Source organism: Corallococcus sp. AB032C (assembly GCF_003668935.1).
Lineage (GTDB): Bacteria > Myxococcota > Myxococcia > Myxococcales > Myxococcaceae > Corallococcus > Corallococcus exiguus.
The window spans coordinates 17,405-30,258 of record NZ_RAWP01000117.1; the positions used below are offsets into that span (position 1 = coordinate 17,405).

Genomic DNA, 12,854 nt, shown 5'->3' on the forward strand with positions numbered 1-12,854 from the left:
CTACTTCTCCAGCCGCGACACCATGCCCCACAGGCCGTCGAAGGTGGCGTTGCCCACCTGATGCAGGCCGAAGCCCCAGAGGAAGGCGGTCATCCACCCACCGGAGCCGCCCCACGTGGGCGCGAAGACGTCCAACACCTGGAGCCCCAGCAGCACCGCGATGATGGACATCATCCCCAGCACCGCGAGCTCCACCTTCCACAAGTCCCTCGAGCGCGGCAGGGGAATCCAATCCAGGTTCACCAGCGCGTCGGTGCTCGCCTTCGTGGATGACGGAGGCAGCGGAGAGAGGTTCCCGGTGGCGGGCCCGCCGGGCAGCGGCGATGGCGACGGCGGCGGCGATTCCATGGCCGGCTGCGAGAAGGGGTCCAGCGTCACGGCGGAGGGAACGGACTCCAGGGCCAGCCGGCCTCCCGTGGACACCGGGGGCGGCGGGAGCGTGACGTGGCGCGCGAAGTCCTCGCGGGCGGCGCGGTACTCCGCCGCGGCCAGGTTCGCTTCGCCCTTGTCCAACTGCTCTCGTGCCGCCGCCAGCCGCCCGTCCACCGCGGTCCGCCAGTCCGCCAGGGCGTTCAGCCCCCCTCCGGATTGCGCCTGGAGTTGCGTCAGCGCCTCCTCCAGGTTGTCCACCAGCTCGCGCAGGTACAGCGCGTGCGCGGACTGGTAGTAGAGGTACGCCTCGTCCACGCTGGCGGACATGCGGGCCCGCGACCGGGCCAGCTGTTCGCCCACGCGCAGGCGCAGCGCCGCCCACTCCTCCTGCGTGAAGCCGCCGGGCAGCTCCTTCGCGGTGAAGGCGTCCTCCAGGTCCGTCAGGAGGATTTCGAGGAACGCCTCGCGCGCGGCCTCCACCAGCCGGCGCGACGCCTCCAGGTCGGGCCCCGGCAACTGCTGACGCGCGCGCAGCACGTACACGGGCAGCTCGCCCTGGAGCCGGCGGCTCACGGGGTCATCCCCACGTTGGGAGGACAGCGTCCGCGACTGCTGCTCCAGCTCCGTCAGCCGCGCCTCCAGCACCGCGCGGGCCACCGCCTCCAGGTCGAGCGTGCGCAGCAGCTGCACCTGTTCGGTGAAGTCCGCGGACGTGGCTTCATCATTCTGGAGCAGCGTCTCCACCGCCTTGAGCTTGCGCTCGGCGTCCAGCAGCGCCACGCCCTTGAGCCCCTCCAGTTGCCGCAGGAGCACGGACCAGAGGGAGAAGAGCTGGAGGCGCGCCTCGAAGAGGGCGAGCACGGAGTCCTGCACGACGAGCCCGCTCAGCGGCCGCTGGATGTCCGCGAGGAGCGCGTCCACCTGGCGGCGCAGCGACGCGGCCACGGTGGCCTCGCGCTCCAGCGGACGGGCGGGCACCAGCGATTGCAGCTTCTGGCGAGCGGCCTCCGCGCGGCTGCGCAGGTTCACGCGGGGGCGCACGCGCTGCACGTAGAAGCGCACCGCCGCGGACGTCACCACGCCCAGGAAGATGAGGAACGCGCCGAACATCGCGGGCGTCTTCACCCAGACGGTGAAGGCCTGCTCCACCGCCGCGCCCTCTGGCACCAGCAGCCGCACCGTGCCGGTGTACTCGCCGGACTCCGGCAGGTCGTCCACGTCCAGGCTCAGCAGTCCGGTGCCGTAGGCGGGCACCTGGAGGATGCCTTCCTTCCCCGTGCCTTGCGGCTGGCCATCCGGTCCGCGGAAGAACCACTTCGCGTCCTGCGCCTGCACGGGCGCGGCGCCGTCACCCGAGCCGCCCGCCCTGCGGTCCAGTTGCACCACCGCCGCGGGCCCCACCGCGCCGCCCACGCCCGCCGTCTCCCGGAAGGTCAGCCGCACCGTGGCCTTGCCGGAGAACGGCCCCAGCGTCCAACCGCGCGCGGGGGCCACTGGATAGAACTGCACCGTGGGCGCCACCGCCACGCGCTGCACGACGAGCGGGGTGACTTCCCGCACGCCATCACCCAGGAGCACCACGCGGCCGTGGAAATCACCGGCCGAGGGCAGGTCCGCGGACAGCGTCACCGTCACCGGCTGCCGCACGGAGATGGGCACCTCCGCCGCGCCTTCCGTCGTGCCCACGCGCACCGTCACCGGCACCTGCGTGCCGTCCGCCGCGAGCAGCGGATCCACCAGCACCGTCACCCGCGTGGTCTCCGCGCTCGCGTCGCGCGGTGAGTCCGGAGACACGTCCGTGGGCGTGGGCAGCAGGTCCACGCGCAGCACCGTCTCCAGGTGGGCGGTGGACGTGCGCAGGCGCACCTGGTTGTTGGAGGACAGGCCGGCGAGGCCGAAGCGCGGCGCCGCGCCCGCGAGCATGGGCCACAGGCAGAGCACGGCGCACGCCAGTGTCACGCCCGTGGGGAGCGGGCCCTTCGCGGCCATGGTGCTTCGAGCGGGAAGGCTCATGCGCGCGGACGATAGCAGTCCCCTCCTCCGCGCTCGCATGCGCGTCCACGCGTTATTTCACTCCCAGCCCAGGCGGCGCAGCACGCTCCCGGACAGGCTCGCGCGGATGGCGTCCAGGGGGATGCCCTCGTCGTCCTCGGCGGATTCGTGGCCGGGGCGCGGGTCTCCGCTGTGGTGCAGCGCGACCAGCTCCAGGTCCGGCGTGAAGCACGGCGACCCGGACGAGCCCGGGTGCGTGTTGGTGCAGTACGTGACTCGCGTCTGGGAGCGGTTGACCGTCTGGAACGTGTCCAGCGCCACCTGCATGGGCCGGCCCTTCGGGTGCTGCACCACGAGCGCCAGCGCGCCAGGCTCGAACGCCGTGGGAGACGACGGGGCCAGCGGGACGAAACCGCGCGACTGGTCCCCCACCCGGTCCTCGCCGGGGGCGTCCTGGATCTGCAGGAAGGCGTAGTCCAGCTCGTCGCGCGTGGCCTCGCGCGGACGCGGGTGCATCAGGTCCGCGGGGCTGTGCGGACTCTGCGCCAGGCACGCCGTCACCGCGTACACCCGACCGGGATGCACCGCGATGCGGTCCGGCAGCACCTTCAAGTCGAAGCGCACGCGCAGCGCCTCCAGCAGCCGGTGCTCGATGACGTGCGAGTTCGTCAGCACCACGTCCGGAGCCACCAGGAAGCCCGTGCCCAACGCGCGGCCGCCCTCCAGCTCCACGCGGCACACGCGCCGCGACAGCATGGTCAGTTGGTCGCGCCAGGCCTGTGGCGTCAGCGCCAGCCTGGACTGTTGGACGATGCGCGCCAGGGCACTGCCGGGCACGCTGCGCTGCACGGAGGACAGGTAGCCCTGCAGGAAGCGGCGGATGCGCGGATGGCCTGGCGCCGCCGCTTGCGCGCCGCGCACCAGCACGTCCGTCCACCCCTCCGCCTCCGCCGTGCGCACGAGCGCCCGGGCCCGCGCCGCCCCCTCCCGTTCGACGGGGGGCACCAGGCTGCGGCCGCATTTCACCTCGACCATCCGGAGGAGCTCCTCCACCGAGGTGAACGCGCCCAGGAGGGCGTGGGTCAGTTCCTCCTGTTCGGAGCCTTCAAGCTCCATCCGTCTCCTCGCTGCCGCGCGCGATGCATCTCCGCCGTGCACCATGAAGTGTACGCATGCGGGCAGCGATTGCACCGGGCGGGGGGCGCCCGGAGGGACGGCCCCTGCCGCGCTTCCGGCGCGCATTCCACCCGCCCCCGAGGCCGGACGGAAGGGACCTGCACCGGCGCCGTGAGTGGAGAATGACCCCACGGCGCCGGAGGGCGTCAGCGCACCGCCCAGGTGGTGGGCGGCAGCGACGCGGTGATGTCCGGCCGGCCAGGCACACCCAGTCGCGCCGCGCCCGCCTGCAACGTCCCGGCGAGCGTGGGCAGCACGCGGAACTCCACCTGCACTGGCGCGCCCTGCTCCCTGGGAGAAAGGTCCAATGACAACGCACCATCCTGCACATCCCAGGAGCTCACCTGTCCGGACGCCACGAGCGCGGCCAGGCTCGCGGGATCCACCTGGACGCCCGCGGGCAGCTCCTGCTGGAAGCGCAGCGGCAACGAGGACGGCGCACCCACCTGGACGCGCACGTTGGTCAGTTGTCCCACGCGCGCCTCCTTCGGCCCCGTCACGGCCAGCTGCAGGCCGCCCTTCACCTCGCTCTTCCAAGGCACCGCCGCGGACAGCGCCAGGGAGAAGCCCAGCCCCGGCACCGCGGGCTCCGCGCGCACGGTCCACGTGTGCGACCCCGCCGAGCCCGGCGCCGCGGCCTCCAGCGCCAGCACCTCACGCAACGCCTTCGTGTCGTAGGTGCCCTCCGTGACGACCTGTCCGTCGCGCGCCACCGACACACGCACCTGGGCCGGCAGCGGATCCTTGAAGAGGGCCAGCGCCGCGCGCAGCCCCACGCGGTTGGCCTGCCCATCCCCCCAGCCCAGGCCCGGCGTGTAGTGCGCGAGCAGCCAGGCGCCCAGGTCCGCGAGCGGCGCCTTCGCATCACCCTGGAGGGCGAGCACCGCCATCGCCGTGGCCTCCGCCTCCGAGGGCATCTCCCCGTCCGCGCGCACCGTGTCCGGCTCCACCGGCAGCCACGCGGTGCCGTCCGTGCCGGTCTTCAGCGCCTCGCGCACGCGGGTGCGCAGGGCGTCCGCCACGCCGCCCTCCGCGGAGCCCTCCGCCAGCAGCACCGCCGCCGTGTAGCCGTCCTTCACCTGCGGCAGGTAGCGCTCGAAGACGCCCGACGCGCGCACGGTGAAGGCCGCCGCGCGCTGCTTGCCCTCCGGGGTGCCCTGCGCCGCGCGCACCGTGCGGGCGCAGTTCGCCGTCGCCACCAGCAGCCGCTGGAGCGTCCAGCCCTCACCGCCCTGGCAGGTGCCATCCGGCCGCTGAGCCTGGGCCACCTGCGCCACCAGCCGCTCGCCCAGCCGCGCGAGCACCGGGTTGTCCGGGTGGGCCAGCGCGCCCTCCGCGAGCCGCGTCGCCACCTCTATCGACGGCGCCCGCGCCGCTCGGAGCACCCGCTGCGTCGCCACCAGCGACAGCGCCTTCAGCGCCGCGGGGTCCGCCGTCTCGCCCAGCGACTTCAGCAACTCCGGCGCCTGGCCCGCGAGCAGCAGCGCGTACGCGTCCCCGGCCACGTCCACGGGACGGCGCTCCACCGCCGCCAGCTCCGCGCGCACCATGCCCAGCGCGCCCGGGTACACCTGCAAGCGCACCCGCTCGCTGCCAGCCTGCGCGTCCGCGGGGCCCACCAGGGACAGCGTGCGCGGCGCCGCCAGCGAACCGCCGCGCGTCTGGACCACGGGCTGGCCGGTGGCCCACACGTCGAAGTCGCGCACCACCGCGTCCGTGTCCCCCAGCGAGGCGCGCAGCGTCACCGGCCCCGCGCCTCCGGCCTTCACCGTCACCAGCTCCACCACGCTGCCGCGCGCGGGCACCCGCACCGTGCGCGCGCCGGCCTCCACCTGCGCGCCCTTCACGTCCACCTTGAGCGAGGCCTCCACGGCCTTGTCGGTGGTGTTCACCACCTGCACCGGCAGGCGCACGGTGTCGCCCGCGCGCAGGAAGGGCGGCAGCACCGGATCCACGTACGTGGGCAGCGTGCCCGCGAAGGACGTCACCGCCCCCGCCTGCGCGCCGGAGCGCGAGTGCGCGAGCGCCAGCACCCGCCACTGCGTCAGCCGGTCCGGCACGCGCACCGGCACCGTCGCAGAGCCGTTCGCGTCCGTCACCACCAGCGGTTCGAAGAGGAACGTCTCCGGGAACCACGCGCGGGTGGGCGCGGCCGCCGCGCCACCCTTGTCCGCGGTGGCGCCTCCCTCCTCCATCTCCGGCTCCGGAGGCGCCGCCAGCTCCATCACGGGCGCGGCCGCGGGCATCGGAGGTGCGCCCGGTCCACCGCCACCGCGAGACCCGACCTCGTCGTCGTAGGCGTTCGCCGACCCGAAGCTCTTCATCGCCTTCTTCGGGCGTTCCGACATGAAGCCGGCGGACTCCTCCGGTGGCTCCGCACTCCCCGCGAGCGCGGCGGCGGAGCTCCCCATGAGGCGGCGGACCGACTCCCCCGTCACCACCGCGATCATCACCCCGCCCAGCACGAATCCCACCCCGAGGCCCACCGCCCCGGACATCCACGAGCGCTGCTTCATGGCGCCTCCCGGGCGACCCACGCGCCCCAGTTCACGACGTCCTCCGGCAACCGCGTTCCATTCACCACCACCGCGCGCGGATCCGTGAGGGCCAGCAGGTCCTCCGGCAACCGCGACAGCCGGAGCTTGCGGCCGAACGCATCCGTCACCTTCTGCCCGCGCTGCTCGCACGCGGCGAGCGACTCCGCCCACAGCCGCGCGAGGCCCGCGGGGTCCAACGTCTCACCCTCGGGCGCGGTCTCCTCCCACTTGCGCGTGCGTGCGTGCAGCTCCGTCAGCACCGCGTAGAAGGGCTCCGTCAGCTCCGCGTCCGGAGAGAAGGGGCTCGTGGCGCTCGCCGACAGGGGAGTCTCCACGTCCTCCAGCGTGGGCACCGCCGTCACGCGCAAGAGCGCCGCCGCGGCCGCGTTCGCGCCCCGGATGCGCCCCATGGCCAGCGCCTGACCGTCCAGCACACCGAAGGCTGGAGTCGCCACCGAGGGCGAAGGCCGCAGCCCATCCAGCGCATCCGCGCCCGGCAGCGGCGCCAGCTGGGACAGCGTCTCGTCCACACCGAAGAGGCCCACCGCCGCCTCGCCGTCCTTGCCGTCCACGCGCGTGTGGACCTGGAGACGCGCCAGCTCCCCGGGCGCGTACGCGGGCTTGTCCGGAGACACCTCCACCGTCAGCGATGCGCGAGGCGCCACGTACACGCGCGCGGTCGCCGCCACGCCCTCCACCTGCGCCCAGCCCTCGAAGTCCTTGGGCAACGTGAAGTGCGCGGAGCGCGTGGCCGCGTCCAGCTTCTCCTTGAGCCGCGTCGGCCCCGCCACCAACTCCAGCGTCTTGGGCAGCTCGCCCGTGAAGCCGGGGCCGCGCAGCAGCTCCACCTTCACGGACTCGCCCGCCTTCGCCAGCACCGGCGTCATGCGGAGGCGCAGCGGCGGCAGGCGCGCGGGGCGCAGCACGAACTTCGTCTCCCCCATGTCCTGGCCGTCCCACTTCGCCCGGACCTTCAACTCGTAGCCCAGGAACGTGGTGGCCTGGGGTGGCCGGGGAATGCCGTTGCCGCCGTACGTCGGCTGCGTGATGAAGCGCACCACGCCCATGGCCTCCGACGGCCTGCGTCCCGCCAGCAACTCCGCCTGCGTCGAGGCCGGAACGCGGATGCGCGCGAAGCGCTCCTTCACGCACGCCAGCACCGCCGCCGGGAGCGCTTCATCCGTCGCGGGCTCCGTCACCCAGGACAGCGCCAGCTCCGGCTTGTCCGCCCACCGCCGCCACGTCATCACGCCGGGCACCGCCACCGCGCGGTCCAGCGTGGGCGGCAGGCACGAGCGCGCATCCAGCGCGGCGACCGTCAGCCCCTCGCTCACGCCCCGCTCGTCCCCGAAGGCGACCTGCGTGTTCCAGCGAATCGAGGGCAGGCCTGGATCCATGACCTGGAAGCGCAGCTGGAGCATCCGCTCCGCGCGCGCCGGCAGTCCCCGCGCACGCAGCGCCGACGCCATGCACGCCTCCAACCCCTCCTCCGCGCCGGCCACGTCCAGCACCTGCCCGGACGCGCCCACCCGCACCACGAACTCCGCCATGGAGGCGCCGGAGGACGGGCTGACGAAGCGCGCGCAGGGATGCAGCACCGGCAGCAGCCGCTCCAGCGCGAGCTGATCCTCCAGCGACGACTGCCCTCCCTGAGTGCCCAGCAGGTCCCGCGACGACGCGAGCGACACGGGCGGCGGACGCGGCTGCACGCGCACCGGCAGCGGCGGCACCACCACGTTCACCGCGGGGCCCGGGTCCAACTGGAAGGCGGCCACGCCGTCCTCGTCCGCCACCGCGCTCACGCCCTTGTCGCGAGGGTCCCACGCGCGCGTCACCATCACCTCCGCGCCCGGCAGCACCTGGCCCGACGCGGTGGTGGCGCGCAGGTAGACGCGGTTGCTGAAGCCCGCCACCAGCCCGTCCTCCAGCTCCGTCACGGAGGACACGGCCACCGCGTCCTCGGACAGGAGGAGCGACACGCCGCCGCGCACCGGCTCGCCCGTGGGGTCCTTCGCCTCCAGGCTCGCGCTCAGCGTGGCCTGGCCGCGCAGGTCCTGGGGCACGCGCGGCAGCGTCACGCGGAAGCGGCCAGCGGCATCCGTGCGCGCCTTCGTGGGCAGCTCGCCCCGGAGCCACTCCGTCGGAGGAGGCCATGCGCCCGCGTGGCTCCACGCCAGCGTCACGTCCGTGTCCGCCACCGGCGCGCCGGACGCGTAGGACACCTGCCCCGTCACCTCCGGCGTGTCGTTGGCGCGCCAGAAGGGCCGGGGGCTCTTCGCCTCCATCCGCAGGCGCGGCAGCGTGAAGGGCTCCACCGTGAAGGTCGCGTCACCGGAGGCGCCACCGCTGGTCCACGCCACCGTCCACGTGCCCGTGGGCGCGCCCCGGTCCAACGGGAAGTCCCCCGCCACCACGCCCCAGTTGCCCGCGGGCGCGCGCTCCTCCAGCACCACCTCGCCGGAGGGGTCCATCACCTTCCACGTCCCCGGCCGTCCATCGAGCGGCGACAGGTCCTTCGCGCGCAGCGCCACCGCGCGGAAGCGCACCCGGTGCCCGGGCTCGTAGAGGGGCCGGTCCGTCAGCACGCGCACCCGCGCGGGCGCGTACAGGGGCAGCGCCGCGTCCACCGTGCCGGTGCCCAGCGGCGTGGTGAGGCGCGCGCGCAGTTGGTAGTCGCCGTCCGGCACCGCGGGCAGCGTCACCGGCGCCGACAGGGAACCGGCGTCTTCGCGCTCCCAGCGGCCCTTGGCATCCAGCGGCAGCGGCGTCTCCTTGCCGGCCGCGTCCACCAGGAACAGCGCCGCCGTGCCGCGGCCCACGAGGGCCTCGAGCTCGCGGCCCTCCGCGTCCATCCCGTGCGCCTGCGCCCAGACCGTCACCCGGCTGGAGCCTCCCCGCGCGAGCCCGCTGGCGGACATGCTCACCGTCTGGCGGAACTCGCCGTCCGGACACGCGGGCACCTCCACGCCCTGGAACATCCAGGCGGACAGACACCGCCCGGAAGCCATGAAGGCCAGGCCTCCCCCCACAAACAACAGCCCGAGCCCGCCGGCCACCCATCGCCGACGCTGGATGCCACCTGTCATGCGTTTTCTCCCCGTCTTTCCACTGTACGCCGGAAAGCGCGGAGCCGGTCCCCACCTCCCCCCGTTGACGTATCCGTCGGGCGGCTGAGCTAGGGTGATACGTCATGGTCGTTTCGAAGAACCGTCCCCCGCAGGATGCCCTGCCGCCCCGCCTGGATGCGCTGCTCGAAGCGTTGATGGACCGCGACTTCGCGACGCGGCTGCGCAAGGTCTACCAGGCGGCCGCCGTCGCCATCGACCGGCTGGGGCACCTGAGCATCGTGAAGTACGAGCCCACCACCGCCGAACCCGATGACGCCGCGGACCTGTCCCTCTGGGAGACGATGGCGCCCGCCATCGGCGAGACGCTGACGGACGTCAACAAGCTGGTGGCCGCCATCCGCGACGCCTTCCCGCCGCCCGCCCGCCCCGCCGCGTCCAACGACGGCGGCTGGGCCCCGCCACCCGCGAGCTCCGACGAGCGCCTGTCGCAGGAAGCGGAGGCCGTGCTGCACGCCAGCGCGGAGCGCCTGTCCAAGCGCTTGCAGGAGCTGGGCGTGCAGATGCGCCGGCCGGAGGTGGTGAGCGACCGCTGGACGCTGATGTCGGAGCTGGCCGCGTCGCGCGCGGACTTCCGCAACCGCATCGGCGACCTCGTGTACCTCACCGCCGCGGCCTTCGCGGACGTGCGCCACGAGGACGTGGTGCCCGGCTACGCGAACCAGGTGGGCGCGCGCGTGGCCCTGCGAGGCGCGGCGGCGGACCTGCGCCGCTCACTGCAGGGCCGGCTGGAGCGCGCCGCGAAGGCCACGGACGCCCAGCGGCCCGCGCTGGCGAGGCAGGCCGAGGAGAGCCTGGCCGCGTTCGTGTCCCTGTCCCCGTCGCTCGCGCTGAAGACGCCCACCAAACGCGAAATCGTCGCGGCGCGCGGCCGGCTGCGCGAAGCGGGCACGCAGTCCGCGCTGGGGCCGGAGGTGCTGCCCGGGCTCGTGGAGCCCTTCCTCGCGCTGATGGAAGAAGCCATGGAGGAGCTGACCCGCACGTGGCTCACCGTGCACGACCGCGCCGTGTGGGCCACGAGCAGCGCCCGGCTGGAGCAGGTGGACATGCACCTGGAGCTGGGCTCTTCAGGCGCGGCGCGCGTCCTGGAGGAAGCAGTGTCAGCGGCGGGCGCGCTGTCGGGCCGCTCGGCGCCCTTCGACGCCTTCCTGCGCAAGGGCCGTCAGGAGGCCTCGGAGGGGCTCAACGAGGCCGGCGCGCGCGACCTGCTCGCCCGCTTCCGCGAGCGGCTGGCCAGCCTGCCGTTCAGCTAGCGGGCCTCACGCCTCCACAGGGCCCGGGAACCTCCGGGCCCTGGAAGCGGACGGCCCGTCGATTCAGGGCTTCGCGGGCGTGGCCGTCGCGGGCAGCGCGGGGGCGTCCTTCTTCGGAGGCAGGATGCGCAGCTCCTCGAAGCGCTCCGCCAGCGTCTGCGGCGTCAGCTCTTCCTGCCACTGCTTGGGGTTGGTGTTCCACCCGAAGTCGGCCGGCACCTTGCCGCCGCCCTGGCTGGAGTAACCAATCATCTCCGGGAACTGCGCGGACCAACGGCCCCCCGGATCCGGCTCCTTGGTGACGTGCTGCCGGTTGGGGAGGATGAAGGGCTTGGGCTTGGAAGCATCACTCATGCAGCCAAGCCTCTCCGAAAGAGACCTCATTGGGTAGAGCCAAGCAGGGCTCCTGCGGCCTTCGCGCGTGGTTCTTGGGGGGCAGCACGCTCGGCCCCAGCTCGAACACCGCCGCGAAGTAACGCGCCTGCGACTCGCTGCCGTACCGGTAGCGCCGCACACCCGCCGAGTGCGCCACCTCCACCCGCCAGCCCTTCCGGTCGCACATGACCTTCACTGTGTTCCCTACACCCATCCCGCACCTCCCCCGTCCCGTTGCTGTCCGAGCGGGTGCGCTATGAAATCCCCGTGCCAGCGCTCGCCAGCCCGCTCAAGAGGTTGCGGTGTCGCCGGGTGAGCAGTCGGAGATCGGCCGGTAACCTTTGCAGGCTGCCTGGGAGGGCCGTCTTCTGTGCCCGAAAGGTGGGGCAAGGCGCCATACCGGGTCCTCGCGGGGAGGGAACCGGTCTGCTTGTGTCGGGCAGATCCTGCGTTAACTCAATGGCATGACCCAATTCGAGACCCAGAGCGGAGAGCGGTTCGCGGACTTCGATCTTCCCGAGGGCTGCATGATGTGTGGCGGCGCGGTCTCCATCCGGGCCACGCCAGCGGGTGCCCACGGCTATTGCCCGCACTGCCATGTGCTGTCGCGTCCACAGATGCGCGTGAAGCCCAATGGCGTCGAGCTCTCCTTCGAGACCACGGCGCTCGCCTGAAACGAAACACTGACGCCCGTGCCGCGCGGGCGTCAGTGCACCAGGGACAAGAGCAGCGGCGCGGTGGCGAACGACAGCGGAATGCCCACGCCCACCATCAGCACCGCCAGGTCCGCGTCCAGGTCGTGCTCGGCGGCGAGGATGGCCGCCGTCACCATGGGCGCCATGGCGATTTGCAGCACCGTGGTCTGCTTCACCACCAGTTCAAGCCCGGGTACGAGCATCAGCAGGCCCAGCACCGCCAGCGGCGCGAGCACCAGCTTGTAGGACAGCCCCAGCGCGAGCGCCGGCACACGAGGCCAGAGCCCCTTCAGCCGCAGCTGGAAGCCCACGACGAAGAGCGCCAGCGGCGTGAGCAGGTCGCCCAGCCGCTGCAGCACGGACTCCAGCCAATCCGGGAAGGGAAAGGGGCGCAGGAGCAGCGCCAGCACCAGCGCCTGGAACGGGGCGAACACCAGCACCTTGCGAACGAGCATGCGCACGGACAGCTCCGTCCGGGCGCTGGCTCTCGCCGCCGTCAGCGTGGCGAGCGTCGCCAGCACCAGGAACGAGCCCAGCTGATCCGCCACCACCGCCACCGGCACGCTCGAGGGCCCCAGGAGCGCGGCGGCCATGGGCAGGCCCACGAAGGCCGTATTGCCCAGCCCCGCGGTGAGGATGAGCGCCGTCACCGACTCGCGTGACAGCCCCAGCCGGGGCCCCAGCAGGCGGAGGAAGAGCACCGCCCCCACGAAGAGCAGCCACGGCGCCGCGGCGGCCACCACCAGCCCGGGCGCGAACTCCAGCCGGTGCATGGCGCGCAGCACCAGCGCCGGCAGCGACACGTTGAGGAGGAAGACGTTGAACGCAGGCGCCGTCCCTTCGGGGAACCGGCCGCTGCGTCGCGCCAATACGCCCAAGACGAGGCACACCCCCAGGAGTCCGATGACCTGCCCCATGCCCGCCTTGCGTCCCGCCTTCCAGGGTGTGGATTGGCGCGGCAACCTGGAGGAGCCAGCCAGCGATGTCCAGCGCCATGAAGGTGCGCCCGGGGAAGTCGCGTTTCGCGCGCGACTGGAATCGGGGGCATGCTGGCGCGCGCCCGCGGTCAGTCCTTCCTCTCCACGTCCGTCGGGCATCCCGCCATGAATCCCGTTGCCACGGTGTTGAGAGCGCTGGGCGGGGGTGGCCTGCCACGGACGTATTGGGTCCTGTGGGTGGGCACCTTCGTGAACCGGCTGGGGTCCTTCGTCGCGCCGTTCCTGGCGCTCTACCTCACGCGCGAGCGCGGCTTCAGCGTGGAGCAGGCGGGCTTCATCGTGGCGCTCAATGGCGCGGGCGCGGTGCTGGCGGCGCCGCTGGGGGGCATGT

9 protein-coding genes and 1 pseudogene are annotated in these 12,854 nt (G+C 73.3%); 3 read left to right on the forward strand and 7 right to left on the reverse strand.

Translation table 11 applies throughout. The annotated features are described in order from the left end of the window. The 4 genes from D7X99_RS35080 to D7X99_RS35095 all read right to left on the reverse strand — a co-directional run bounded on the left by D7X99_RS35080 (window position 1) and on the right by D7X99_RS35095 (window position 9,085). On the reverse strand, window positions 1-2,361 hold the full coding sequence (locus D7X99_RS35080; protein WP_121781579.1) for a hypothetical protein: 2,361 nt from the start codon (window positions 2,359-2,361) through the stop codon (window positions 1-3). Window positions 2,362-2,442: 81 nt separating this feature from the next. Next, window positions 2,443-3,480, reverse strand: a complete 1,038-nt coding sequence (locus tag D7X99_RS35085; RefSeq protein WP_121781580.1) for a trypsin-like peptidase domain-containing protein — start codon at window positions 3,478-3,480, stop codon at window positions 2,443-2,445. A 206-nt stretch (window positions 3,481-3,686) separates the two neighbouring features. Further along, window positions 3,687-6,056, reverse strand: coding sequence for an alpha-2-macroglobulin family protein (locus D7X99_RS35090; protein WP_199756408.1), 2,370 nt, complete (start codon window positions 6,054-6,056; stop codon window positions 3,687-3,689). After that, complete coding sequence (locus D7X99_RS35095; RefSeq protein ID WP_306465385.1) at window positions 6,053-9,085, reverse strand: MG2 domain-containing protein; 3,033 nt, start codon at window positions 9,083-9,085, stop codon at window positions 6,053-6,055. Before D7X99_RS35095 ends, D7X99_RS35090 begins: the two co-directional genes overlap by 4 nt. A 182-nt stretch (window positions 9,086-9,267) precedes the next feature. Between D7X99_RS35095 and D7X99_RS35100 the strand changes: the two genes are divergently transcribed. Further along, window positions 9,268-10,455, forward strand: coding sequence for a hypothetical protein (locus tag D7X99_RS35100; RefSeq protein WP_121781583.1), 1,188 nt, complete (start codon window positions 9,268-9,270; stop codon window positions 10,453-10,455). A 63-nt stretch (window positions 10,456-10,518) separates the two neighbouring features. Here the strand turns inward: D7X99_RS35100 and D7X99_RS35105 are convergent, their stop codons facing one another. Then, complete coding sequence (locus tag D7X99_RS35105; protein ID WP_121781584.1) at window positions 10,519-10,809, reverse strand: hypothetical protein; 291 nt, start codon at window positions 10,807-10,809, stop codon at window positions 10,519-10,521. Then, the gene (locus tag D7X99_RS35110; RefSeq protein WP_233613963.1) at window positions 10,802-11,017 is read right to left on the reverse strand and encodes a hypothetical protein; all 216 of its coding nucleotides are present in this window, start codon (window positions 11,015-11,017) and stop codon (window positions 10,802-10,804) included. Before D7X99_RS35110 ends, D7X99_RS35105 begins: the two co-directional genes overlap by 8 nt. Window positions 11,018-11,294: 277 nt before the next feature. Here D7X99_RS35110 and D7X99_RS35115 point away from each other — a divergent pair, with 277 nt between their 5' ends. After that, window positions 11,295-11,504 (forward strand): hypothetical protein, encoded by a 210-nt coding sequence (locus D7X99_RS35115; RefSeq protein ID WP_014393545.1) that lies wholly within the window; start codon window positions 11,295-11,297, stop codon window positions 11,502-11,504. 32 nt (window positions 11,505-11,536) lie between these two features. On the opposite strand, the gene D7X99_RS35120 is transcribed toward D7X99_RS35115, so the two are convergent. Next, complete coding sequence (locus tag D7X99_RS35120; protein WP_121781586.1) at window positions 11,537-12,442, reverse strand: AEC family transporter; 906 nt, start codon at window positions 12,440-12,442, stop codon at window positions 11,537-11,539. Window positions 12,443-12,571: 129 nt separating this feature from the next. On the opposite strand from D7X99_RS35120, the pseudogene D7X99_RS35125 reads away from it, so the two are divergent. Continuing rightward, a pseudogene (locus tag D7X99_RS35125) lies at window positions 12,572-12,854 on the forward strand (hypothetical protein); the annotation flags it as partial.